The sequence below is a fragment of the Rhodopseudomonas sp. G2_2311 genome, assembly GCF_047501505.1.
Lineage (GTDB): Bacteria > Pseudomonadota > Alphaproteobacteria > Rhizobiales > Xanthobacteraceae > Rhodopseudomonas > Rhodopseudomonas palustris_H.
In genome coordinates this window covers 34,290-57,063 of the sequence record NZ_JAZDRK010000025.1, presented here as the reverse complement: position 1 = coordinate 57,063, position 22,774 = coordinate 34,290, and the positions used below count along the sequence as shown (strand labels likewise).

The window sequence follows — 22,774 nt, the reverse complement described above, 5'->3', positions numbered from 1 at the left end:
GGATCGGGCAGGGCGCCGAGCGCGACCAGCTCCTGCGCGTGCGGTCGCGTGGGATGCGTCGCGGAACGACGGTTGCGCAGCCGGATCAGCACCAGAATCGCGGCCGTCAGCAGGCCGTACAGCAGGAAGTGCAGCGTCAGGTAGTCGCCGAGCAGGATGATCAGGAAGTCGGTCGGTGCCTTCCACAACAGCAGCGGCGTCAGTACGGCCGGCACGATCGCGGTGACCAGAAGCTGCTTCCAGCTCAGGCTCGCACCCATCGGCACTGCCGCGGCGCGGGGCAGCAGCTTCGACAGCGGCCAGGCCAGCGCGATCAGGCCGCCGAACAACAGCGCCAGCCAGCGCGGCCGCTGATCGATCCAGCCCGAGCTGGTGCGGCCGAACGCATCGTTCATCCAATGCAGCGACTCGCGCATCGAGTCCTGGCTGTACAGCACGCCGATATGCTCGACCCCCGACGACAGCACGAAGCGGCGCGCCGTGCCGTCGGCGAAGCTGCCATAGGTGCGCCCTTCGACCGCGTTGCCGCCGGCGACCTGATTGACGATGCGCAGGCCTTCGTCCTTCAGCATTTGCGGCTCGAGCGCGCCGACGATCACCAGCAGATTGTGCGGCAGCGTCGCGGTGGATTTGCGCGTGAACACCGACACCGCGACGGTGGCGACGATCTCCGGATGTTCCACCGCATAGGCCACCACGATATCGGAAGCCATCGAATGGCCGAGCACGGCGGCGCGGCCGTCGCTCTCCGGCAGCTTACGGGCATAGTCCGTGACCCGGCCGAGTTCATCGACCAGGACGCCGGTGATTTTGGTCGGCTCATCGACGTCGCCCACCATCGTCACCGGATTGCGGCCGTGGCCGGTGAAGTCGAAGGTGACGGCGATATAGCCGTTGCGCGCCAGCGTCTGGGCGAACGGCTGCATCAATTGCTGCGAGCCGGCGAAGCCGTGGGCAATCACCACCACCGGCGCTTTGGTGGCGGAGGGCTGCCGGAACACGGTGACGGGCGTTTGCCCCACCGTGGCCGTCGTGATCAGCAGCCCGTCCTTGCCGCGCTGCAGCTGCCACAGCGCCACCACGATCGCCACGACGGCAGCGAGTGCGACGATGATCCGAAGCGGCGTCAGCCCGCGGCGCATGGCCATCAATCGACGTCCGGGATGTGCTTCTTGCGGATACGGCGGATCGTCCACCAGATCGACAGCGCTGCGATCGGCACGAATAGTGCGGTGAGCAGGCTTGGATCGATCTTGAGCCGGCCGGATTCGGCGGCGCCCTTCACCATGTAGCCGAACAACCCGACCACGTAATAGGTGATCGCCGCGGTCGACAGACCTTCGACCGTGGTCTGCAGCCTGAGCTGCAGCCGGGTGCGGGCGTTCATCGATTTCAACAGTTCCTGGTTCTGCTGTTCGAGCTCGACGTCGACGCGGGTGCGCAGCAGGTTGGCGGCGCGTGCGAGCTTGACCGACAGGTCCGACTGCCGCGCCTCGGTGGTGGCGCAGGTGCGCATCGCCGGCTTCATTCGGCGAGCGAGGAACGACGACCATGTCGGTAGGCCGCCGACCTTGCGTTCGCCGAGCGTGGCGAGGCGGCCGTTCATGATCTCGTCGTAGGCGCGGCTGGCGCCGAACCGATACAGGCTGGCGGCGGCGCCGGCTTCGACCTCCGCGGCGAGCTCGGTGAGCTCCTGCAGCAGCTTGTTGTTGTTGGCGAGATCGCCGACGCGGCGCATTTCGGCGGTGACTTCAGCGAGACGCCGTTCGCTGGTCGCGATCGACGGCGCGAGCCGCTGCGCTTCGGGCAGGCCGAGCAGCGCCAGCGTCCGGTAGGTCTCGACTTCGAGCACGCGCTGCACCAGGGCGCCGGCACGCTCCGGTGTCATGCCGCGATCGAGCACCAGCACGCGCACGAAGCCGGACGGGCCGGGTTGGAAGTCGGTGGCGAACAGTGCGGCTCCGTCGGAATTCTCCGCAACCGCGAGGCTGGCGCGATCGAACAGGCGCTCCGGCGAGGTGCGCGGCGGATCTTCCGGCATCGCGTGCAGGTCGACGGCGACCAGTAGTGGTCCAGGCTGCGGCAGCAGCCGCATCGGCGAAGCCAGCGAGGAGGCTTCCGGGTGGAACGGCGTCGCGGCGGGATCGGCCGGAATTTCCCAGGTGTAGGTGGTGAACTCGGAGTGCTGCTCCCAGCGCAGCATCGTGGTGCCGAAGCGGGCACGATGATGTTTCTCGCCGGGCGGCGGCGGCTGCAGTCCGCGCGACTCACAGAAGCTGATCATTGCGGCGCGGTCGGCCGCGGCGCGCGAGCCCGAGGTGTCGAATGCGAAGTGTAGGACGCGCGCCGGCAGGTTGAGCGCAGTGAACGGACGCGCGTGCACTTCGCCGAGAACGATCGCGCGCAATGGATGCGGCGAAAGTCGAACGTCGCCGTCTCCGATCAGAACGTCAGCCGTCATGTCGCTTTTGACCTTGCTCAATATTGCGCCTAGTTGACTTGAGTACCATTGCATGGCGATAGACAGAAGCTGAAAGGTTCCGCGAAAGGCTGTCGCAGGCGCCGGAATTGTCCGAGATCAACGACCCCCGGCCCCCCGCCGGGCTTCTACGCGACATCGGTGTCATCCGTTTGCAATCTGGCTCGGGCTGGTCATAAGGTTCGGCCGAACTTCGCCGCGGGCCCGTCGCGGTTGTCGAATGGAGCGTGTGGTGAAATTTCCAGTCCGTATTGGTACGCGCAAGAGCGTGATGGCGCTTGCCCAGACTGAAGACATCGCCAAGCAGCTGAGCGCGGCTGCGACTGAGCTCGATCCCCAGATCATCAAGTTCGAGACTGTCGGCGATAGCGATCAGATCAGCAAGCTGCTTCCGCACGGCGGCAAGGGCGGCGCGTTCGTCGCCGAGATCCGCGCCGCGATGCTGCGCGGCGAACTGCATTGCGCGATGCACTCGCTCAAGGACATGCCGGCCAACGAAGAAACGCCCGGCCTGATCGTCGCTGCCACGCTGGCGCGCGATCCGGCCTGCGACTCGCTGGTGCTGCGCAAGGGCCTCACCCTCGAGGAGCTGAAGAAGTCCCGCGGCAAGGGCTACACCATCGGGACTAACGCGGTGCGCCGCGCGGCCTATGCCAAGCGGTTGTTCCCCGAAGTCGAGGTGATCCATTTCCGCGGCGCGGCCGACAGCCGGATGCGGAAGCTCGACAACCGCGAAAAGCAGCGGATGCCGGACGGCAGCGAGGTCGGTCCCGCCGATGCGCTGATCATGGCGCGCGCCGGCATCGAGCGCGTCGGCTTCGTCGATCGCATCGCTCACGACTTCACGCCGGAAGAAATGCTGCCCGCAGCCGGCCAGGGCATCGTCGCGGTGGAATGCCCCGTGCACGAGTGGAAGACCCGGCAGTATCTGGCGCTGATCGACAATCATCAGTCGCGGCTGTGCTGCGACGCCGAGCGCGAAGTGCTGTGGGTGCTCAACGGCCATTGCAACTCGCCGATCGCGGCGCACTCGGTCATCACCGGCGACGAGATGACGTTGCGCGCCTCGGTTCTCGACCTGGAGGGCGGGATGTTCATCGAAGCGGCGCGCACCGGCCCGGCCAATCGGCCGCGCGAGCTCGGCCGCACGGTCGGCCTCGAACTGCTCGACAAGGGCGCCGCCGCGGTGATCGAAAAGACCCGGCCGGAGTAATCGCAATGGCCACAGTGTTTCCGTTCTCCGCGATCGTCGGCCAGGACGAGATGAAGCTGGCGCTGCTGATCGCGGCGGTGGATCAGAAGGTCGGCGGCGTGCTGGCCTTCGGCGACCGCGGCGCCGGCAAGTCCACCGCGGTTCGCGCGTTGGCAGCGTTGCTGCCGAAGATGAAGACCGTGGTCGGCTGCCGCTACAATTGCGATCCCGACCAGCCCGAGCGCTACTGCGAAGAGTGCAAGGAGAAGGTCAAGCACGGCAAGGTCAAGACCGCGCAGGTCCCGGTGCCGGTCGTCGATCTGCCGCTCGGCGCCACCGAAGACCGCGTCGTCGGTGCGCTCGATCTGGAACGTGCGCTTGCCAAGGGCGAGAAGGCGTTCGAACCGGGCCTGCTGGCGCGGGCGCATCGCGGCTTCCTCTACATCGACGAAGCCAACCTGCTGGAAGACCATCTGGTCGACCTGTTGCTCGACGTCGCCGCCTCCGGTGAGAACGTGGTCGAGCGTGAAGGCCTCAGCATCCGTCATCCGGCCCGCTTCGTGCTGGTCGGCACCGGCAACCCGGAAGAAGGCGAGCTGCGTCCGCAATTGCTCGACCGCTTCGGCATGTCGGTCGAAGTGAAGACCCCGGACACGCTGCCGGAACGTATCGAAGTGGTGCGTCGCCGCGATGCGTTCGAGACCGATCCGGCCGCCTTCGTCGCCGAGTGGTCGAAGGAAGAGACCAAGCTGCGCCGCAAGATCTCGCAGGCCAAGGAGCGGCTGCCCGAAGTCACCGTGAGCGACGCGGCGCTGGAACGTGCCGCCAAGCTGTGCATGACGCTCGGCACCGACGGCCTCCGCGGCGAACTGACGTTGATGCGTGCCGCGCGGGCGCTCGCTGCGCTCGAGCACGACAAGACCGTGACCGATGATCACCTGAAGCGGATCGCGCCCTCTGCCTTGCGGCACCGGCTGCGCCGCAATCCGCTCGACGACGCCGGCTCCAGCGTGCGGGTCGACCGCGCGCTTGCCGAAATCTTCGGATGAGCATCGCGCTCGCATGGTCCGATGCGGTGACCGCGGCGCAGTTGTTCGCGGTCGATCCGGTCGGTACCGGCGGTGTGTTGCTGCGCTCGCGCGCCGGCCCGGTGCGCGACCGCTGGCTCGCGATGCTGCGAGCCGCGCTGCCGCCTGAACAACCCTACAAACATCTGCCGCTGCATATCGCCGACGGCCGCCTGCTCGGCGGACTCGATCTGTCGGCGACGCTGCTCGCCGGCCGCCCGGTCGCCGAGCGCGGCCTGCTGTCGGAAGCTGACGGCGGCGTGCTGGTGGTGGCGATGGCCGAGCGGCTGCAGTCCTCGACCAACGTGTATCTGACCGCCGCGATGGACGCGCACGAGACCGCGGTGGAGCGCGATGGCCTGTCGCTGCGGATGCCGGCGCGGTTCGGCGTGGTGGCGCTCGATGAAGGGCTCGAGGACGAGTTCTCTCCGGCGGGCCTGCGCGACCGGCTCGGCTTCCATCTCGATCTCGATCAGTTCGCCTGGCGCGAGACCGATGATTTCCCGATTTCGCTCGACGACATTCGCGCGGCGCGTGCGCGCCTCGCCGATATCAAGGTCGAGAGCGAGCAGATCGAAGCGGTGTGCACCGCCGCTGCTGCGCTCGGCATCATCTCGCTGCGCGCGCCGCTGCTGGCGATCCGCGCCGCCAAGGCGAGCGCCGCGCTGTTCGATCGCACCAAAATCGAGCAGGACGACATCACGCTCGCTGCGCGCCTGGTGCTGGCGCCGCGCGCCACCGTGTTTCCGCAGCAGGAGCAGCCGGACCAGGCCGACGAGCCGCCGCCGCCCGAGCCCCCGCCGCCGGAAGACGACAATCAGGACAACAACGATCAAGAGCAGCAGACGCCCGACATCGACAAGGCGCTGGACGAGGTGATCCTCGCCGCCGTCAAGGCCGCGATGCCGCCCGGCGTGCTGGAGGCGATGCGCGCCTCGGCCGGACGGGCGCGGGCCCGCTCGGCCGGCAAAGCCGGCGAACTGCAGAAGTCGAAGAAGCGCGGCCGTCCCGCCGGCAGCATCCGCGGCGAACTGCGCGACGGCTCCAAGCTCAACGTGATCGAGACGCTGCGCGCCGCGGCGCCGTGGCAGCCGCTGCGGCGGCGCCAGGCCGAAGGTCGCAACGGCAGCGCGCCGCGCATCCTGGTCGAGAAGGACGATTTCCGGATCGCGCGCTTTAAGCAGCGCACCGAGACCATCACCATCTTCGTGGTCGACGCCTCCGGCTCGGCGGCGCTGCACCGGCTCGCCGAAGCCAAGGGCGCGGTCGAACTGTTACTTGCCGATTGCTACGTGCGCCGCGACCAGGTGGCGATGATCTCGTTCCGCGGTACCATCGCCGAAATCCTGCTGCCGCCGACGCGGTCGCTGGCCCGGGCCAAGCGCAGCCTCGCCGGGCTGCCGGGCGGCGGCGGCACGCCGCTGTCGGCCGGGCTCGACTGTGCGTTCATGCTGGCGGATTCGATCAAGCGCAAAGGCCAGACGCCGACGGTGATCGTGCTCACTGACGGTCGTGCCAATATCGCGCGCGACGGTGCACCGGGACGGCCGCAGGCAGAGGAAGATGCTAAGGCGTCGGCCCGGCAGTTCCGCGTCGCCGGAATTAGCTCGGTGGTGATCGATATGTCGCCGCGTCCGGGCCCCCAGGCGGAATCCTTCGCCAAGGAAATGGACGCACGCTACCTCCCGCTGCCGCATGCCGACGCCACCGTGCTGGCGCAAGCCATCACGGCCGCGACGCGGCAGGACTGATTACGGTCCTGCCGTCACTTAGCTTGCTGAGAATTTTGGATCTCAAGCGTCGAGCACGAATGCGTCGTCGTCTCCGGCGACGCGCGGCGTGATCGGCGGAGGGGGCGGTGCCTCGATGGTGGCGAGCCGTTCGACCCGCGCGCCGACCGTCGAGTTCCGCTGCGGCGGCCGGGCGATCCGCCACTCCAGCTCACTGCGGTTCTGCAGCTCGGTGAACTTCACCGCAAAACCGTCGGGCCGATGCCGGACCACGCGGCCGACGCAGCTGCCGACCGCCAGCGGAGTTCCGATCTCGGGCTGCACATCGGCCGACACCGCGACGCCGGAGATCGACATGTCGATCACGAAGCAGGTGTGCGACGAGCCATCGGCGAGCGTCAGGCTGGAATGCGGGCACACCGGAACCACCCGCGCCTGCTCGCGCGCGTCCTTGATCGCCGGGTCGAGCATCTTCTTCTCGAGCCAGCTCAGCTGATTCGACAGCCGCTCGCGCATTGCGCGGGTCACCGCCAGTTCGAGCAGGAAGCCGCCGGGCAGGGTGTCGCTGATATGCCCGTCCAGCTTGCCGAACTCGCTGAAGTACGACGAGATGTGGTCGCCGACCCGGCCGATCACCGGAACGTCGACGATCATCCGGAACGGCGACACGCGGCTGGTGCGGCAGGCGAATTGTCGCAGCTTGCCGTTTTGATCGTACCAGTTCGCCAGCGAGTAGTTGCCGCCAACGGTGACGTTGACGGCGCGCTGCTTGAGAAATCGCTGGACTGACACGGCGGTTCGGCCCCCGGGAAAATACCTGTCGATTAGTAACGCACTCACCCTCCCGGAGATCTTCAGTATTGCTCAGTACACGCCAATGATTCCAACCTTGGTTATCGAAGTCTTGTGGCTGCGAATAAGCTTGTTCGGGAACCTGGAACCCAGGCGTTTCAAGGGTTTCTCACCGCCCCACCAGCTAACAGCGAGGTTCCGGGCAATGCCGACTACCCGGCACAACGAGTTCAAAAACGGGAACTAAGCGTCCGCACAACCTGATGGCCAAACTGCCTTGAAAGGTTGTGATGATTGTCTGCTGCAATCGACAAAAGAAAAGAGCCGGTGCAGACGGCACCGGCTCTTTGATCAGATCAGATGGCGAGAGGCGAGGGCGCCTCAGGCCTTGTAGTCGCGGACGCGCTTGATCATCTGCTCGACGTGAGCGATCGAGGCGTCCGGCGTGATGCCGTGGCCGAGATTGAAGATGTGACGGCCCGACGCGAAGTTCTTCAGCACGTCGTCGACCGCTTCATCCAGCGCCGAGCCGCCGGCGATCAGCAACAGCGGATCGAGATTGCCCTGCACTGCGACCTTGGTCTGCACCTTCTCGCGCACGAAAGCGGGTTCGGCGGTCCAGTCGATGCTGACGGCGTCGACGCCGGTGCGCTCGACGAACGCCGGCAGCAGCGCGCCGGCGCCGCGCGGGAAGCCGATGATCTTGGTGCCCGGCTTGACCGTGCGGATGCCCTCGACGATCCGGCGGGTCGGCTCGATGCACCACTTCTCGAATTCGCGCGGCGGCAGGATGCCGGCCCAGGTGTCGAAGATCTGCAGCACGTCGGCGCCGGCATCGAGCTGCTTGAGCAGATACTGGATCGAGCTCTCCACCAGCACGTCGATGATCTTGGCGAACGCGCCGGGGTGCTGATACGCCATCAGCCGCGCCGGATGCTGATCCGAGGTGCCCTGGCCGGCCACCATGTAGGTCGCGACCGTGAACGGCGAGCCGCAGAAGCCGATCAGCGTGGTCTCCGGCTTCAGTTCGCGGCGAACGATGCGCAGCGCTTCGAACACCGGCTCGAGCTTGGACAGATCGATCGCGTTGTTCAGCGTACCGACCAGATCGGGCGAATTCAGCGGATCGAGCCGCGGGCCTTCGCCGACTTCGAACCGCACCGAGCGGCCGAGCGCGTAAGGCACCACCAGAATGTCGGAGAAGATGATCGCTGCGTCGAAGCCGAATCGCCGGATCGGCTGTAGCGTCACTTCGGCGGCGAGCTCCGCGTTAAAGCACAGATCGAGGAAACTACCGGCTTGCGCCCGCGTTGCGCGGTATTCCGGCAGGTAACGTCCGGCCTGCCGCATCATCCACATCGGAGGAGAGGCCTGCCGGTTGCCGGAAAGCACTTCCATGAACGGTTTGGTCACCAGATTCTGTGTCAAGAGAGCTACCCACTGTTGTACGACAAGTCTTCTTGACGGTCTGATACACTGCGCGCACCGTCTTGACCACGCCGACCTGCGGCGGAGATGCCGCGAATAGGAATTTCGAGATGAATGCAACCGCACCCACCCCCGCATCGTCCGAGACGCTCAGCGGAAATCCGGCGCTGCCGCCGCCGGTCCCGGGCGAACGTCACGACATCGACAGTTTCGGCGGTCGGCTGACCTATTGGTCCGCAGCGCCGGCAGAGCCGACGTCGCAGCCGCCTCTGCTGCTGATCCACAGTGTCAATGCCGCAGGCTCGGCCTACGAGGTTCGGCCGATCTTCGAGCACTACGCACGGAGCCGACCGGTTTATGCGATCGAATTGCCGGGCTTTGGTCATTCGTCGCGCGCAAAGCGTCAATACACCATTCGGATGATGACGGATGCGGTGCATTCCGTAGTCGGCGAGATTCAAAAGGTGCACGGCGACAAGCCGATCGACGCGCTGGCGCTGTCGCTCGGCAGCGAATTCCTCGCCCGTGCTGCGAGCGAAGCGCCGCAGGCGTTTCGCAGCCTGGCGCTGGTGGCGCCGACCGGATTCGACAAGAAGAACCAGCGTTGGACCCAGGGATCGCGGGCGATTCCGTGGCTGCATGCGTTCTTCGAAAATCCGGTTTGGAGCGAAAGCATCTTCAAGCTGCTGACGATGAAGCCGGTGATCGGCTGGTTCTTGAAGAAGGCGTTCGGTTCGCCCAGCATCGATCAGGGCATGCTCGACTACGACTATCTGACGACGCATCAGCCGGGCGCCCAGCACGCGCCGTATTACTTCGTGGCCGGTTATCTGTTCAGCCAGGACATCCTGCGGATCTATCAGGATCTGCCGATGCCGGTGTGGTTCAGCCACGGCGTGCGCGGCGACTTCGTCGACTACACCCTGAAGACCACGGTAGAGGGGCGGCCGAATTGGACCGTCACAGTGTTTCAGACCGGGGCGATGCCGCATTTCGAGGTGCCGGGCGAATTCATGCGGGCCTATGACGAGTTTCTTGGCCGGGTGAGCAAGACCGAGACCTGAGGCTGCTGCGATGTCCGACCTGGTCTGGAGTCGCGACGGCCTGGATTGGCCTCATCGCGAGGCCAGCCGCTTCATCGAAGCCGGCGGCTTCCGCTGGCATGTGCAACGCATGGGATCGCCGGCCGCTCCGGCGATCCTGCTGATTCACGGCACCGGCGCCGCCTCGCATTCCTGGCGCGGCTTGGCGCCGCTGCTGGCGCGCCATTATCATGTGGTCGCGCCCGATTTGCCGGGGCATGGCTTCACCCAGTCGCCGCGCGGTCATCGGATGTCGCTGCCCGGCATGGCGGCCGATCTCGCCGCTCTGCTCCGCACACTTCAAGTCTCGCCCGAATTTGTCGTCGGCCATTCGGCGGGCGCGGCGATCGGCGCGCGGATGTGCCTCGACGGCGCGGTCAATCCAAAAATCCTGTTCAGCCTCAACGGCGCGTTCCTTCCTTATGGCGGCCCGGCAGCGAGCTTCTTCTCGCCGCTCGCCAAGATGCTGGTGATGAATCCGTTCGTCCCGAGCCTGTTCGCCTGGCAGGCCGGGCACCGCGGCGCAGTCGAACGGCTGATCGGCAACACCGGCTCCACCATCGATCCGGCCGGCATCAAGCTCTACGGCAAGCTGGTCTCCAGCCCGCATCACGTCGCCGCGGCGCTGCGGATGATGGCGAACTGGGATCTCGAACCGCTGTTGAAAGCTCTGCCCAATCTGAAGCCGCTGCTGGTGCTGGTGGCGGCCGAAGGGGACCGTGCGATTCCGCCGTCGGTGGCGGTTAAGGTCCGGGAAATATTGCCGAAAGCGGTGATCGAGCGGATTCCGGCGCTGGGCCATCTGGCCCATGAAGAGCGTCCGGCGCTGATCGCCGCCCTGATCGAACGCTACGCCGAAAAACTGGAGAATATCGAATAGATCAAAGACGGCTTGTCAGGATCTGCTTACAGATTGCCGCTAGCCCTCTGTCAATTTTTTGTTACAGTGGTACCCATGCTCGATCCTGGCCCCAATCCTGCTCCCCGTCTTCCTCGCGATCGTGCCCCGCATGCGGTGGTGATCGGCTCCGGCTTCGGCGGCTTGGCCGCAGCGGTGCGCCTTGGCGCCAAGGGGTATCGAGTAACCGTTCTCGAAAAGCTCGATAAGGCCGGCGGCCGCGCTTACGTCCATAAGCAGGACGGCTTCTCGTTCGACGCCGGGCCGACCATCGTCACCGCGCCGTATCTGTTCGAAGAGCTGTGGAAGCTGTGCGGCAAGCGGATGTCGGACGACATCACGTTGAAGCCGATGTCGCCGTTCTATCGCATCCGCTTCGACGACGGCACGCACTTCGATTACTCCGACGACCGCGACGCGGTGCTCGATCAGATTGCGAAGTTCTGCCCGGACGACGTTCCGGCCTACGACCGCTTCATGGCGGCCTCGCACGAGATCTTCAAAGTCGGTTTCGAGCAGCTCGGCGATCAGCCGTTCAGCCACTTCACCGACATGCTGAAGATCGCGCCGGCGATGATCAAGCTGGAGAGCTATCGCAGCGTTTACGGCCTGGTTGCCAAGCACTTCAAAGATCCGAAGCTGCGGCAGGTGTTCAGCTTCCATCCGCTGCTGATCGGCGGCAACCCGTTCATGTCGAGCTCGGTGTATTGCCTGATCACCTATCTCGAAAAGCAGTGGGGCGTGCATTCGGCGATGGGCGGCACCGGCGCGCTCGTGACCGGTCTGGTCAAGCTGATCGAAGGCCAGGGCAACGAGATCCGCTACAATCAGGATGTCCGCCAGATCGTGGTGCAGAACGGCACCGCCTGCGGCGTCAAGCTTGCCGATGGCGAAGTGATCAAGGCCGATATCGTGGTGTCGAACGCCGATTCGGCCTCGACCTATCGCTATCTGCTGCCGCCGGAGACACGCCGGCGGTGGACCGACGCCAAGATCGAGAAGTCGCGCTACTCGATGAGCCTGTTCGTCTGGTACTTCGGCACGAAGCGCCGCTACGAAGACGTCAAGCATCACACCATTCTGCTCGGGCCGCGGTACAAGGAGCTGATCAGCGACATCTTCAGCCGCAAGGTGGTCGCCGACGATTTCAGCCTGTATCTGCATCGCCCGACTGCGACCGATCCGTCGCTGGCGCCTCCCGGCTGCGATACGTTCTACGTGCTGTCGCCGGTGCCGAACCTTCTCGGCGATACCGATTGGCACACCAAGGCGGAGACCTATCGCGCCTCGATCGCCAAGATGCTCGGCGCGACCGTTCTGCCCGATCTGGAAAACCAGATCGCAACTTCCAAGATCACGACGCCGCTCGATTTCCAGGACCGCCTGTCGTCGTTCCGCGGCGCCGCGTTCGGTCTGGAGCCTGTGCTGTGGCAGAGCGCCTGGTTCAGGCCGCACAATCAGAGCGAAGACGTCAAACGGCTTTATCTCGTCGGCGCCGGAACGCATCCCGGCGCTGGCCTGCCCGGGGTTCTGTCCTCGGCGCGGGTAGTCGATGCGCTGGTCCCCGAGGCCGACAGTCTGGTGACATCATGAGTCTGCAATCCGATATGTTGGCCCAATCCGACATGCTGGCCTGCCGCGAGATGATCAAGGAAGGCTCGCACACCTTCCACGCGGCCTCCAAGGTGCTACCGCGGCGGATCAGCGATCCGGCGATCGCGTTGTACGCGTTCTGCCGCGTCGCCGACGATGCCGTCGACCTTGGCCTCGATCGCGCTGCTGCTGTCGAAGTGCTCAAAGACCGGCTCGACCGTGCCTGCCGCGGCGTGCCGCGCGCCTATCCGTCCGACCGCGCCTTCGCTGATGTGGTGGCGCGGTTTTCGATTCCGCCGGCGATTCCCGAGGCGCTGATCGAGGGCCTGGAGTGGGACGCGCAGGGCCGCCGCTTCGATACGCTGTCGGACCTGTATTCGTATTGCGCTCGCGTCGCCGGCACCGTCGGCGTGATGATGACGCTGGTGATGGGCCAGCGCAAACCCGACATCGTGGCGCGTGCCTGCGATCTCGGCTGCGCGATGCAGCTCACCAACATCGCCCGTGATATCGGCGAGGATGCGCGCAACGGCCGCATCTATATGCCGCTATCATGGATGCGCGAGGCCGGCCTCGATCCGGAGACTTGGCTCGCCAATCCGAAGTTCACGCCGGAGATCGCCAGCATCGTCAAGCGGCTGATCGACACCGCGGATGCGCTGTACGATCGCGCCACGCTCGGCATTGCCAACCTGCCGCGCTCCTGCCGTCCCGGCATCTTCGCGGCGCGCGCGCTCTATGCCGAGATCGGCCGTGAGGTTGAACGTTCCGGCCTCGACTCGGTGTCGAGCCGCGCGGTGGTTTCGACCGGCCGCAAGCTCGCGGTCCTGGCCCGCCTGCTGGCGTTCCAGGAAACCGAATGGGCCCCGGCGAAGTATCTGCCGGCCAAGTTCGGCGACATGGAAGAGACCAAGTTTCTGGTCGACGCGGTGATCGCGCATCCGGTGCGCGAACTGCCGGCGCGCCAGAAGGTCAAGCCGCTCGAGCAGAAGGTTGCCTGGCTGGTCGACCTGTTCACCCGCCTCGAACGCCGCGATCAGATGCTGCAGCGCAGCCGGGTGTAGTTAGCTCAATCGCCGGCACCACCCCATCATGCCCGGGCTTGTCCCGGGCATTTCCATGAATGGCGCTTGCGCCGATGTTTGTGGCGCATGGATTGAGACGGCGCTGCGCGCCTCTTCACCAAGAGGACCATCGCGCGTAGCGACACTCTACGAATCTCGATTAGGCCATCCGCTCGCTTCGACCTCATCCTGAGGAGGCCGCGTCGCGGCCGTCTCGAAGGATGGGCCGCGAGGGATACGACCCCGGGTCCGTTCAAACGCCACTGATTTGCAAAAACTCTCGAAGCCGCCACACTGGCGTGATACCGATGCTGACCTTGTGCAACGGATCACGGCCATGACCATCGACACCGACCTCGACCGCACTCCCGCTGCTTCCACCGACAATCCCGTCGAGGCTCGCCGCGCCCAGGCGCGCGTCTGGTTCGAAGGGCTGCGCGACCGGATCTGCGCCGAGATCGAGACGCTGGAGCGCGAAGCGCCGGCCGAGCTGTTTCCCGGCGAGCCGGCGACCTTCACTTACAGACCCTGGCAGCGGAAGACCGGCTCCGGCGGCGGCGTCGGCGGCTTTCTGTCGAACGGACGGCTGTTCGAGAAGATCGGCATCCACACCTCGTCGGCGAACGGCAAGCTCTCGCCGGAAATGGCCAAGAACGTGCCTGGCGACGGCAGCCTCGACTACGTCTCCACCAGCATCAGCCTGATCATGCATCCGCGCAGCCCGCGGGTCCCGACCGTGCACATGAACACGCGATTCCTGTCGACCTCGCAGGGCTGGTTCGGCGGCGGTGCCGATCTCACGCCGATGCTGCCGGAGCAGCGCAGCCAGGAGGCCGAAGACGCGGTGACGTTCCACACCGCGATGAAGCGCGCTTGCGACGCCCACGATCCGGCCTACTACGAAAAGTTCAAGCCCTGGGCCGATACCTACTTCTTCCTGCCGCATCGGGGCGTGGCGCGCGGCGTCGGCGGAATCTTTTTCGACTATCTCAACAGCGGCGATTTCGAGCGCGACTTCGCCTTCACCCGCGACGTCGGCTCGGCGCTGCTCGACGTTTATCCTCGCATCGTGCGTAAGCGCATGGTCGAGCCGTGGACCGACGAGGAGCGGGCGCAGCAGCTCGCCTGCCGCGGGCTCTATGTCGAATTCAACCTGCTGTACGATCGCGGCACGATGTTCGGTCTGCAGACCGGCGGCAATACCGAGACCATCATGAGCTCGATGCCGCCGCTGGTGAGCTGGAGTTGACGCCGGCGGCCGGAGTCGTCGTGGTCTCGCGTCGGCGCGATCTTTCGCATCAGTGATACAGAAACAGCGCGCAGGGCGGGGTGTCGACCAGCGCGTCCGTAGTCGATCCGAACAGTGCTTCGCGGAAGCCGCGATTGCCGTACGCGCCCATCACCACCGTGCCGATGTTGCGCTCAGCGACAGCGGCGCGGATCAGGTCGGCAGGATCGTCGCTCGACGAGGTCGGGATAGCTTCGGCCGCGTGTCCGTGAATCTTCAGAAACTCCGCTGCCGCATTGGCCTTGCGTGCGGCCGCAGCCTCGTCGCGGTCGATCGCCAGCGCGCAGATCTGTTTGCCGTCGCCGAGGCCCAACAGCGCGAACACTTGCAGCGCGCGCATCGCCGGCAGACTGCCATCATAGGCGATCAGCACCGCATCCCCCGCCGGCAGTTCATCGGGACAGACGATCAACGGCCGCGGCGTGCGGACCACCAGCTTGGCGATCATCGCCGATAGCGGCTCCTGGCTGCCGCCGAATCCGGTGTCGTGGCCCGAGACCGCAAGATCGCGCGTTTCCGTCGCCAGCCGAAAGCCGTCGGCCGGATCGCCTTCGAACGACACCGCTTCGCAGGTGAGCGACCGGCCGCGGCAGTCATCCGCAAATTCCGCCTGCAGGCGATCACGCGTGGTGTCGGCCTGCCGCTTCAGCTCGGTCTGGAGCTGGGTCTGGTAGGCCGACATCCCAATGCCGCCGAGCATCGGCGCTTCGATCTCGCCTAGATCGACGCCGGCAAGTCCTGCCAGGTCCGTGCCGGTCTGCTGCACCAGCCGGAACGCATAGGCGCGGGCTGCCAGCGACGACGGCGTATCGCCGAGCAGGACCAGGGTTCGCTTGAGCATCGACATGTTGGGTCTCCCATTCCGGCATGCTGAAGAGGGCAGGGGCTTCGATGCGACGATCGTGGATCGTCGAGCGCCTGCGGGCCGAGCGAGGTCGGGACGACACCATTGGCGAGATCGCCGCCCCCTTCGATGTGTCGCGATGACGCACGAGCCGCCGCCGCTGCGATCATCTGCCAATGCCGGCGGGACCTGAGTTTCACCGATGAGGCCGATGCGGGAATCCCGAGAGTGAGCTATTCTGCTACCTCTTGGCCATCAGCCATCGACGGAGGCCTGCCGTGGACGAGTATTACGGACTGATCGAACTGATCCTGGTCGTACTCTGCCTGGCCGTCGGCTGGCTGGTGCTCGAACGTCAAGGCAAACGCCTCGACCGCGCCCGCGCCGACCGCGACAAGGGCAGCCCGCCATGAACAGCGAAAGCGCCTTCAACTATTTCGAAATCCTGATGCTCGGAATGTTCGCCGCCGGCTGGGCCGTGCTCGAATGGCAAGGGCGCCGGCTGGATCGCAAGCGTGAGGCGGAAAAGGGGAAGAACAACACGTCTTCTGACGAGCGTTAGTCGTCATGCCGGGACAAGCTCGGTCATGACGTTGGTAACGGCGCTTACTACCGCCGCCGCGGCATCCTGAACGGCAGCATGGCTTGCACAACCGGCATGCGGAAGCGGTCGAGGGAGAGGCTTTCGTGTACCAGCGTCACCTTTTCGCCGAGCAGCGTCGTCTCCACCATCGAGCGGGCGTAAAACGGGGTGTCTTCGAGGGTGCGCACCAGCTTGGCGCCGGCTTCGCTGCGCGCGCTGCGGTCGACCTTCCAGCCTGAGCGCGGCAGCGGCAGCAGTTGTGGCGGGGTGAATTCCTGCTTGTTGCCCTCGGCGTCGAACGTGACGGCGAGATCGACCCGGCTGCCGTCCCGGCGCTCGGCTTCGTACAGGATCACGGTCTTGTCGCGCATCGCGCCGCGCGCCCATTCCCAATGCCGGAAGCCGGTCTCGATCGGCTCGTCGCCGGCATTGCTGTCGAGATAGCCTTCGCCCCGCCAGGACAGATTGGGCCGCCGCAAGTCGACTTCGACCCGCGCGCGCGGCGCGATCGGCCACCAGCGGTGATTGCCTTGCGGATTGAGGACGAAGAAATCCTTGGTGAGCGCGACCGGCGTCACCCGGACGCGGCCTTCGATCCGGCCCGGCACGGGGGCGCCCGTCTCGCGAATGTTGATGGTCAGCGTCTTGCCATCCCAGCCGAGATCGCTCGGCCCGATCAAGAAGGAATTGACGTTGCGCGCCACACGGCCGCGGCCGCGCTCGGTCATGGTCCAGCGCTTGCCGGCCTCGTGATACAGCGCGACATTGATGGCGCAGTGATCGAGCGGATCGGCCGGCGCACGGCGCCGCGCAAACGCGTAATACGGCGAGAACACGCTGCCGATGAACGCAATGATGGTCAGGCCTTCGCGGCCGTCGTCGCTGATCGCGTCGATGTACCACCAGGCGTAGCCGTTGCGCGGAACGTCGACATTGAATCCGGCGCGGCGTTCGTCGGTCTCGTTAGGCCAGGCAATCATAATCTCACGTCGTCTTGGAAGAAGCCGGGCGAAGCGCAGGCCTCGGGCCGGCGGGGTTGGAATCGAGGTCGGCGAACAATGTCGCCGCCGCAGCGCGGCCGGAGAGGGCGGCCATCGGCACGCCGGGACCCGGGTGAGTGCTGCCGCCCGCCAGATACAGGCCGGAGATCCTTGTACGCGCTCCGGGACGTTCGAACGAGGCACTCCAGCCGTGCGAGGCGCGACCATACAGCGCGCCGCCGGTCGCGGGGAATAGCCGATTGAAGTCGGCCGGCGTGGTTACCCGTGTCTTGCCTGGATCGATGTCGACTCGCAGGCCGCAGCGCTGCAGCACGCCGAATGCGCGCTCGGCGGCGCGCGCGACGTCGCCTTGATCGAAGCTCTTGCGATCGCCGACCGGCGGCGCGTTGATCAGCACCAGCAGTTCCTCTTCGCCGCTCGCGCCGAGCCGTGCTTCGTCGTCCACGCGATCCTGCGCGCAGACATACACGGTCGGTTCTGTCGGCACCTCGCCGCGGCCAAAGATCTCGGCGAACTCCCGTGGATAATCGCGCGAGAAGAACACCGAGTGCCGGCACAGCGGAAAGCCGCGGGTCTTCGCCACCATGCTCCAGGTGATCGCCGACAGGGAGCGCAGCCCCGGCGCCAGCGGATTTGCTGCAGTTCGTACCGCTTCGCCGAACAGTCCCGCCGGCAGCGCGCCGACATCGGCATTGACGATCACCGAATGCGCTTCGATGCGCTCGCCGCTGTCGAGGATCACGCCCGAGGCGCGGTCGCCCGAGACCATCACCTCGCGCACGCTTTGCTGATAGCGAATCGTGGCGCCGAACCGGGTGGCGCAATCGGCGAGTGCCTGCGCCAGCGCGTGCATGCCGCCTTCAATGATCCACACGCCTTCATGTTCGACATGAGCCACCAGCATCAGCGTGGCGGGCGCATCGAATGGCGACGATCCGCAATAGGTCGCATAGCGGCCGAACAGTTGCCGCATCCGCGGATCGTGGAAGTAATCGCCGAGCGCCTTCCACATCGTGGTGAAAGGGCGGATTTTGCGCAGTTCGATCAGGCCGCCGATGCCGCCCGCGGTCGCGAGCTTCGGCAGGCTCGGCGCGGTGGCACGCAGGAACGGCTTTTCCAGGATCTCGTAGATGCGCCGGCTGTCGGCGCAGAACTGCCGATAACGCTTCGCTTCCGCAGCACCGGCGAACGCGCCGATCGCGTCGGCCGAACGGGCCTCGTCGGCGAACAGATCAAGACGCTGGGTATCATCCCAGGCGTGGCGGGCCAGGACCGACAAAGGTCGTAGTCGGACGTGGTCGGAGAAGTTCAGGCCGATGCCGGCGAACAGCTCCTCGAACACCCAGCGCATCGTGAACACGGTCGGGCCGCTGTCGATCCGCGCCGGACCGATCGCCACTTCGCGCATTTTACCGCCAGGGGCGGCAGCACGTTCGAGCACCGTCACGTCGAAGCCGCGTGCAGCCAGCGTCAGCGCGGACGTCAGTCCCGCGATGCCGGCGCCGATCACTACGACGCGATTCCTCGCGGTCTGGTCCCGCATGCGCTTTCTCACTCCGGCTCAGCTGTCTTTGAGCCATATCATTGACAGGTGTCCATAATAACTTACAGTTTCGCATGACAAGTTAAATTGACACTTGTGCCTTCAGCGCGGGAGTGTGGCCATGGACGTGACCAATCGGATCGAGCGTGCTCTGACTGATGCGCTCAATCAGGCCGACATGGCCGGATGTCCGCCGCGGCTGGCGGCAGCAATGCGCAGCGCGGTGTTCCCGCGCGGGGCGCGCGTTCGTCCGCGGCTTTGCCACAGCGTGGCCCTTGCCTGCGGCGAAGACAATCCGGGAATTACCGAAGCTGCCGGTGCCGCGCTTGAGCTGATGCACTGCGCTTCGCTAATCCACGACGATCTTCCGTGCTTCGATGGCGCCGACCTGCGCCGCGGTCGCCCGTCGGTGCACAAGGCGTTCGGCGAACCGCTCGCGGTGCTCGCCGGTGACGCGATGATCGTGCTGGCGTTCCAGACCATCGCCCGGGTCGAAGGTCCGGCGGACCGTCTGTTGAAGCTGACCCAGATCATCGGCGGTGCGGTCGGCGTGCCGTTCGGCATCGTCGCCGGCCAGGCCTGGGAATGTGAGACCGAGATCAATCTCGCCCACTATCACCGCTCCAAGACCGGTGCGCTGTTCGTCGCCGCTACCGCGATGGGCGCAGCGTCGGCGGGTGCCGATCCGGAGCCGTGGCGGATGGTCGGCGAGAAGATCGGCGAGGCCTATCAGGTCGCCGACGACCTCCGCGACGCGGCTGCCGATGTCGAAGAGATCGGCAAGCCGGTCGGACAGGATATCGCCCACGATCGCCCGAGCGCGGTGCGCGAGATGGGCATCGACGGCGCGATCTACCACTTGAAGTCGCTGGTGCGCGGCGCCGTCGAGGCGATGCCGGACTGCACCAATGGCAACGAGCTGCGGTCGCTGATCATGTCGGAAGCGACCCGTCTGGTGCCGGCGAAGCTGGCCGCCACTGCGGCCTGACGCGGCCGCCGGCTTGGCCTTCGCGGCCGGCCGGTGGTAGCAGAACCAAATGGTCTCCTTGAGCCTGCGTGACCGGCTGCTCGGCTGGCGCGATTCGATCCTGTCGAATCCGCGCTTTCAGCGCTTTGCCGCGGTGTTTCCGTTGATGCGTCCGGTCGCGCGCCGGCGCGCCGTGGCGATGTTCGATCTGCTCGCCGGCTTCGTCTATTCGCAGATCCTGCTCGCCTGCGTGCAGCTCCGGCTGTTCGACATCATCGCCGAGCGCCCCGCCACCGCTGAAGACCTCGCCGCGCGACTGTCGCTGCCGGTCGACTCGATGCGGATGCTGCTCGACGGCGCAGTCGCCCTCCAGTTGCTACAGATGCGCAGCGCCGAACGCTACGGCCTCGGCCAGCTCGGCGCCGAGCTGCGCGGCAATCCGGGGGTGCTGGCGCTCGTGGCGCATCATGCCATGCTTTATCGGGATCTTGCTGATCCTGTGGGGCTGTTGCGCGCGCCGCGCGGGGCGGGCGAGTTGGCGGCTTATTGGGCGTATGTGCGGGGCGAGCGGCCGGGCGAGCTGCCGGGCGATGCGATCGCCTCCTATACGGCGCTGATGGCGGCGTCGCAGCCGATGATCGCCCGCGAGGTGCTGCACGTCTATTCGTTCCGCGACCACCGCTGCCTGCTCGACGTCGGCGGCGGCGACGGCTCGTTCCTGTCGGCGGTCGCCGCCCAGGCGCCGCAGCTGCGCTGCCTGCTGTTCGATCTGCCGGCGGTCGCCGAAAAGGCCGCCGCACGGTTCGAGGCGAATGGCCTGAAGGACAGGGCGACCGCGGTCGGCGGCAGCTTCACCACCGACCCGCTCCCCGAAGGCGCCGACATCATTTCCCTCGTCCGGGTGATCCACGACCACGACGACGAGGTCGTCGAGGCGCTGCTGCGCGCCGTCCACAAGGCCTTGCCGGACAACGGAAAACTGCTGATCGCCGAGCCGATCGCCGGGATTCCCGGCACCGCCGCGATCTCCGACGCCTATTTCGCCTTCTACCTTTACGCCATGGGCTCCGGGAAAGCCCGGAGCTTCCCTCGACTGCAGGCCATGCTGGAGAATGCGGGCTTCTCCCAGGTCACTTTGCACCCGGTTCCGATGCCGCTGGTTGCCTCCGTAATTACCGCATCCAAACGGTAGTTGTGTTAATCTGGCTTGACACTGTGATCCGTCAGTTTAGCATGACACTCGGCGGCAGAGCTCTGCCGTTCGGAATTTGGAGTAAGCGATGGACACCATCGCGGTCGTACTCAAGCAGCCACAACAGGTCGAACTCAGTCGCTTGAGCCTTACGGCGCCGACTGACGACGACATCGTTGTCGATGTGGCTTGGAGTGGCGTCAGCACCGGTACGGAGCGACTGTTGTGGTCGGGCCGGATGCCGCAATTCCCCGGAATGGGTTACCCGCTGGTCCCCGGCTACGAGTCGGTTGGCGAGGTCGTTGAGGCTGGTTCGGCCACCGACCTGAAGCCGGGCCAGATGGTGTTCGTGCCCGGCGCGAAGTGCTTCGGCGAAGTGCGCGGCTTGTTCGGCGCCTCGGCGTCGCGGCTCGTTGTGCCGGCCAAGCGCGTGGTGCCTTTGGATTCGAAGCTCGGCGAGCGCGGCATTCTGATCGCGCTGGCTGCGACTGCGTATCATGCGATCGCCGCGCGCGGCGCGACGCCGCCCGACTGCATCGTCGGCCATGGCGTGCTCGGTCGTCTGTTGGCGCGGATTTCGATCGCGCTCGGCAATCCGCCGCCGGTGGTGTGGGAGAAGAACCCGATCCGCAGCGGCGGCGCCGAAGGTTATGCGGTGGTCGATCCCGCATCCGACGAACGTCGCGACTATCGCAGCATCTACGACGTCAGCGGCGATCCAAAATTACTCGACACTTTGATCTCGCGCATCGCGGCCACCGGCGAGATCGTGCTCGCTGGATTTTACAGCGAGCCGCTGTCGTTCTCGTTCCCGCCCGCTTTCATGCGTGAAGCACGCATTCGGGTTGCGGCGGAATGGCAGCCGCCGGACATCGGCGCCACCAAGGCGCTGATCGAAAGCGGCAAGCTCTCGCTCGATGGACTGATCACGCACCACCAGGAGGCGGCGTCGGCACCCGACGCCTATCGGATCGCTTTCGAAGACCCTGCTTGCCTCAAAATGGTTCTGAATTGGAGACCGAGCTGATGAACGTCGTTCCGCAGATCAGCCTGCAAGACGCACAACTCCGGGCCGAGGCGTCGGTTGAACCCGATGCCCCGGTGACGACTCCCGTCACCAAGGAAACCCAGATCATTGCGATCTACGGCAAAGGCGGCATCGGCAAGAGCTTCACGCTCGCCAACCTGTCTTACATGATGGCGCAGCAGGGCAAGAAAGTGCTGCTGATCGGCTGCGATCCGAAGAGCGACACCACTTCGTTGCTGTTCGGCGGCAAGGCCACTCCGACCATCATCGAGACCTCGTCGAAGAAGAAGCTCGCCGGCGAGGAAGTCACCATCAGCGACGTCTGCTTCAAGCGCGACGGCGTGTTCGCGATGGAGCTTGGCGGTCCGGAAGTCGGCCGCGGCTGCGGCGGTCGCGGCATCATCCACGGCTTCGAAACCCTTGAGAAGCTCGGCTTCCACGAGTGGGGTTTCGACTACGTGCTGCTCGACTTCCTCGGCGACGTGGTGTGCGGCGGCTTCGGTCTGCCGATCGCCCGCGACATGTGCCAGAAGGTGATCATCGTCGGCTCCAACGACCTGCAGTCGCTGTACGTCGCCAACAACGTGTGCTCGGCGGTCGAGTACTTCCGCAAGCTCGGCGGCAATGTCGGCGTCGCCGGCATGGTGATCAACAAGGATGACGGCACCGGCGAAGCCCAGGCGTTTGCCAAGGCGGCCGGCATTCCGGTGCTGTCGGCGATTCCCGCCGACGAAGGCATCCGCCGCAAGAGCGCCAACTACGAGATCGTCGCGCTGCCGGACGGGCAGTGGGGTCCGCTGTTTGCGACGCTCGCCGAGAACGTCGCCACCGCACCGCCGGTGCGGCCGAAGCCGCTCACCCAGGATGGTCTGCTCGGGTTGTTCTCCAGCGACGTGACCGGTCGCGATGTCGTGCTCGAGCCCGCCACGATGGAAGACATGTGCGGCGCCTCGGTGCTGAACAAGCCGTCGCTCGAAGTGATCTACGACGAGGTCTGAGATCGG

The 22,774-nt window shown here is 65.8% G+C and carries 21 protein-coding genes; 14 read left to right on the top strand and 7 right to left on the bottom strand.

The window, feature by feature from the left end; all coding sequences use genetic code 11:
- Positions 1-1,148, bottom strand: a 1,148-nt coding sequence (locus tag VRZ08_RS22575; protein WP_414533959.1) for an alpha/beta hydrolase family protein, incomplete at its 3' end; no start/stop codon positions are given.
- Positions 1,148-2,461 (bottom strand): DUF3422 family protein, encoded by a 1,314-nt coding sequence (locus VRZ08_RS22570; RefSeq protein WP_107357434.1) that lies wholly within the window; start codon positions 2,459-2,461, stop codon positions 1,148-1,150. The genes VRZ08_RS22575 and VRZ08_RS22570, both read right to left, overlap by 1 nt.
- Before the next feature lie 238 nt (positions 2,462-2,699).
- On the opposite strand from VRZ08_RS22570, the gene hemC reads away from it, so the two are divergent.
- Genes hemC through VRZ08_RS22555 form a run of 3 tightly spaced genes read left to right on the top strand, consistent with a single transcriptional unit; the run spans position 2,700 to position 6,489 of the window.
- Positions 2,700-3,692 carry a hydroxymethylbilane synthase gene (gene hemC, locus VRZ08_RS22565; protein ID WP_408017768.1) on the top strand — a complete coding sequence of 331 codons (993 nt, stop codon included), beginning with the start codon at positions 2,700-2,702 and terminating at the stop codon, positions 3,690-3,692.
- A gap of 5 nt (positions 3,693-3,697) precedes the next feature.
- Positions 3,698-4,720: a magnesium chelatase ATPase subunit I gene (gene bchI / locus VRZ08_RS22560; protein WP_107354732.1), complete on the top strand. Its 1,023-nt coding sequence runs from the start codon at positions 3,698-3,700 to the stop codon at positions 4,718-4,720.
- On the top strand, positions 4,717-6,489 hold the full coding sequence (locus VRZ08_RS22555) for a magnesium chelatase subunit D (RefSeq protein WP_414533958.1): 1,773 nt from the start codon (positions 4,717-4,719) through the stop codon (positions 6,487-6,489). The genes bchI and VRZ08_RS22555 overlap by 4 nt, the downstream gene beginning before the upstream one ends.
- Before the next feature lie 42 nt (positions 6,490-6,531).
- Here the strand turns inward: VRZ08_RS22555 and VRZ08_RS22550 are convergent, their stop codons facing one another.
- Positions 6,532-7,260: a PilZ domain-containing protein gene (locus tag VRZ08_RS22550; protein ID WP_263991040.1), complete on the bottom strand. Its 729-nt coding sequence runs from the start codon at positions 7,258-7,260 to the stop codon at positions 6,532-6,534.
- Between the two features lie 381 nt (positions 7,261-7,641).
- Positions 7,642-8,688, bottom strand: a complete 1,047-nt coding sequence (gene hemE, locus VRZ08_RS22545; protein WP_414533957.1) for a uroporphyrinogen decarboxylase — start codon at positions 8,686-8,688, stop codon at positions 7,642-7,644.
- Between the two features lie 110 nt (positions 8,689-8,798).
- Between hemE and VRZ08_RS22540 the strand changes: the two genes are divergently transcribed.
- The 5 genes from VRZ08_RS22540 (at position 8,799) to hemF (ending at position 14,574) form a co-directional block, all read left to right on the top strand.
- On the top strand, positions 8,799-9,752 hold the full coding sequence (locus VRZ08_RS22540; RefSeq protein ID WP_414533956.1) for an alpha/beta fold hydrolase: 954 nt from the start codon (positions 8,799-8,801) through the stop codon (positions 9,750-9,752).
- Between the two features lie 10 nt (positions 9,753-9,762).
- Entirely contained in the window at positions 9,763-10,650 is an 888-nt protein-coding gene (bchO, locus tag VRZ08_RS22535) for an alpha/beta fold hydrolase BchO (protein ID WP_414533955.1), read from the top strand.
- A 75-nt stretch (positions 10,651-10,725) separates the two neighbouring features.
- Complete coding sequence (locus VRZ08_RS22530; protein ID WP_107343528.1) at positions 10,726-12,261, top strand: phytoene desaturase; 1,536 nt, start codon at positions 10,726-10,728, stop codon at positions 12,259-12,261.
- Complete coding sequence (locus VRZ08_RS22525; RefSeq protein WP_107343529.1) at positions 12,258-13,325, top strand: phytoene/squalene synthase family protein; 1,068 nt, start codon at positions 12,258-12,260, stop codon at positions 13,323-13,325. The genes VRZ08_RS22530 and VRZ08_RS22525 overlap by 4 nt, the downstream gene beginning before the upstream one ends.
- A gap of 337 nt (positions 13,326-13,662) precedes the next feature.
- Complete coding sequence (gene hemF, locus VRZ08_RS22520) at positions 13,663-14,574, top strand: oxygen-dependent coproporphyrinogen oxidase (RefSeq protein ID WP_414533954.1); 912 nt, start codon at positions 13,663-13,665, stop codon at positions 14,572-14,574.
- Positions 14,575-14,623: 49 nt separating this feature from the next.
- On the opposite strand, the gene VRZ08_RS22515 is transcribed toward hemF, so the two are convergent.
- On the bottom strand, positions 14,624-15,460 hold the full coding sequence (locus tag VRZ08_RS22515) for a universal stress protein (RefSeq protein ID WP_414533953.1): 837 nt from the start codon (positions 15,458-15,460) through the stop codon (positions 14,624-14,626).
- A gap of 275 nt (positions 15,461-15,735) precedes the next feature.
- Between VRZ08_RS22515 and VRZ08_RS22510 the strand changes: the two genes are divergently transcribed.
- The gene (locus VRZ08_RS22510; RefSeq protein WP_263991046.1) at positions 15,736-15,870 is read left to right on the top strand and encodes a hypothetical protein; all 135 of its coding nucleotides are present in this window, start codon (positions 15,736-15,738) and stop codon (positions 15,868-15,870) included.
- Positions 15,867-16,019: a hypothetical protein gene (locus VRZ08_RS22505; RefSeq protein WP_346296835.1), complete on the top strand. Its 153-nt coding sequence runs from the start codon at positions 15,867-15,869 to the stop codon at positions 16,017-16,019. Before VRZ08_RS22510 ends, VRZ08_RS22505 begins: the two co-directional genes overlap by 4 nt.
- 47 nt (positions 16,020-16,066) lie before the next feature.
- Here VRZ08_RS22505 and VRZ08_RS22500 read toward each other — a convergent pair whose 3' ends face one another.
- On the bottom strand, positions 16,067-17,020 hold the full coding sequence (locus tag VRZ08_RS22500) for a carotenoid 1,2-hydratase (protein ID WP_263991048.1): 954 nt from the start codon (positions 17,018-17,020) through the stop codon (positions 16,067-16,069).
- Between the two features lie 4 nt (positions 17,021-17,024).
- Complete coding sequence (gene crtD / locus VRZ08_RS22495) at positions 17,025-18,584, bottom strand: 1-hydroxycarotenoid 3,4-desaturase CrtD (protein WP_414533952.1); 1,560 nt, start codon at positions 18,582-18,584, stop codon at positions 17,025-17,027.
- 121 nt (positions 18,585-18,705) lie between these two features.
- Here crtD and VRZ08_RS22490 point away from each other — a divergent pair, with 121 nt between their 5' ends.
- From VRZ08_RS22490 to VRZ08_RS22475, 4 genes are all read left to right on the top strand, one after another.
- Positions 18,706-19,572, top strand: a complete 867-nt coding sequence (locus tag VRZ08_RS22490; protein ID WP_107354742.1) for a polyprenyl synthetase family protein — start codon at positions 18,706-18,708, stop codon at positions 19,570-19,572.
- Positions 19,573-19,621: 49 nt separating this feature from the next.
- Entirely contained in the window at positions 19,622-20,743 is a 1,122-nt protein-coding gene (locus VRZ08_RS22485) for a methyltransferase (protein WP_414533951.1), read from the top strand.
- Positions 20,744-20,831: 88 nt separating this feature from the next.
- Entirely contained in the window at positions 20,832-21,770 is a 939-nt protein-coding gene (bchC, locus tag VRZ08_RS22480) for a chlorophyll synthesis pathway protein BchC (protein ID WP_011157082.1), read from the top strand.
- The gene (locus VRZ08_RS22475; RefSeq protein WP_107346495.1) at positions 21,770-22,768 is read left to right on the top strand and encodes a chlorophyllide a reductase iron protein subunit X; all 999 of its coding nucleotides are present in this window, start codon (positions 21,770-21,772) and stop codon (positions 22,766-22,768) included. Before bchC ends, VRZ08_RS22475 begins: the two co-directional genes overlap by 1 nt.
- Positions 22,769-22,774 lie beyond the last annotated feature (6 nt).

What these genes read in the sequence shown, in the direction of transcription:
- VRZ08_RS22570 (WP_107357434.1), bottom strand. Translation starts at nt 2,461, where the DNA reads ATGACGGCTGACGTTCTGATCGGAGACGGCGACGTTCGACTTTCGCCG.
- hemC (WP_408017768.1), top strand. Translation starts at nt 2,700, where the DNA reads ATGGAGCGTGTGGTGAAATTTCCAGTCCGTATTGGTACGCGCAAGAGC.
- bchI (WP_107354732.1), top strand. Translation starts at nt 3,698, where the DNA reads ATGGCCACAGTGTTTCCGTTCTCCGCGATCGTCGGCCAGGACGAGATG.
- VRZ08_RS22555 (WP_414533958.1), top strand. Translation starts at nt 4,717, where the DNA reads ATGAGCATCGCGCTCGCATGGTCCGATGCGGTGACCGCGGCGCAGTTG.
- VRZ08_RS22540 (WP_414533956.1), top strand. Translation starts at nt 8,799, where the DNA reads ATGAATGCAACCGCACCCACCCCCGCATCGTCCGAGACGCTCAGCGGA.
- bchO (WP_414533955.1), top strand. Translation starts at nt 9,763, where the DNA reads ATGTCCGACCTGGTCTGGAGTCGCGACGGCCTGGATTGGCCTCATCGC.
- VRZ08_RS22530 (WP_107343528.1), top strand. Translation starts at nt 10,726, where the DNA reads ATGCTCGATCCTGGCCCCAATCCTGCTCCCCGTCTTCCTCGCGATCGT.
- VRZ08_RS22525 (WP_107343529.1), top strand. Translation starts at nt 12,258, where the DNA reads ATGAGTCTGCAATCCGATATGTTGGCCCAATCCGACATGCTGGCCTGC.
- hemF (WP_414533954.1), top strand. Translation starts at nt 13,663, where the DNA reads ATGACCATCGACACCGACCTCGACCGCACTCCCGCTGCTTCCACCGAC.
- VRZ08_RS22515 (WP_414533953.1), bottom strand. Translation starts at nt 15,460, where the DNA reads ATGTCGATGCTCAAGCGAACCCTGGTCCTGCTCGGCGATACGCCGTCG.
- VRZ08_RS22505 (WP_346296835.1), top strand. Translation starts at nt 15,867, where the DNA reads ATGAACAGCGAAAGCGCCTTCAACTATTTCGAAATCCTGATGCTCGGA.
- VRZ08_RS22500 (WP_263991048.1), bottom strand. Translation starts at nt 17,020, where the DNA reads ATGATTGCCTGGCCTAACGAGACCGACGAACGCCGCGCCGGATTCAAT.
- crtD (WP_414533952.1), bottom strand. Translation starts at nt 18,584, where the DNA reads ATGCGGGACCAGACCGCGAGGAATCGCGTCGTAGTGATCGGCGCCGGC.
- VRZ08_RS22490 (WP_107354742.1), top strand. Translation starts at nt 18,706, where the DNA reads ATGGACGTGACCAATCGGATCGAGCGTGCTCTGACTGATGCGCTCAAT.
- VRZ08_RS22485 (WP_414533951.1), top strand. Translation starts at nt 19,622, where the DNA reads ATGGTCTCCTTGAGCCTGCGTGACCGGCTGCTCGGCTGGCGCGATTCG.
- bchC (WP_011157082.1), top strand. Translation starts at nt 20,832, where the DNA reads ATGGACACCATCGCGGTCGTACTCAAGCAGCCACAACAGGTCGAACTC.
- VRZ08_RS22475 (WP_107346495.1), top strand. Translation starts at nt 21,770, where the DNA reads ATGAACGTCGTTCCGCAGATCAGCCTGCAAGACGCACAACTCCGGGCC.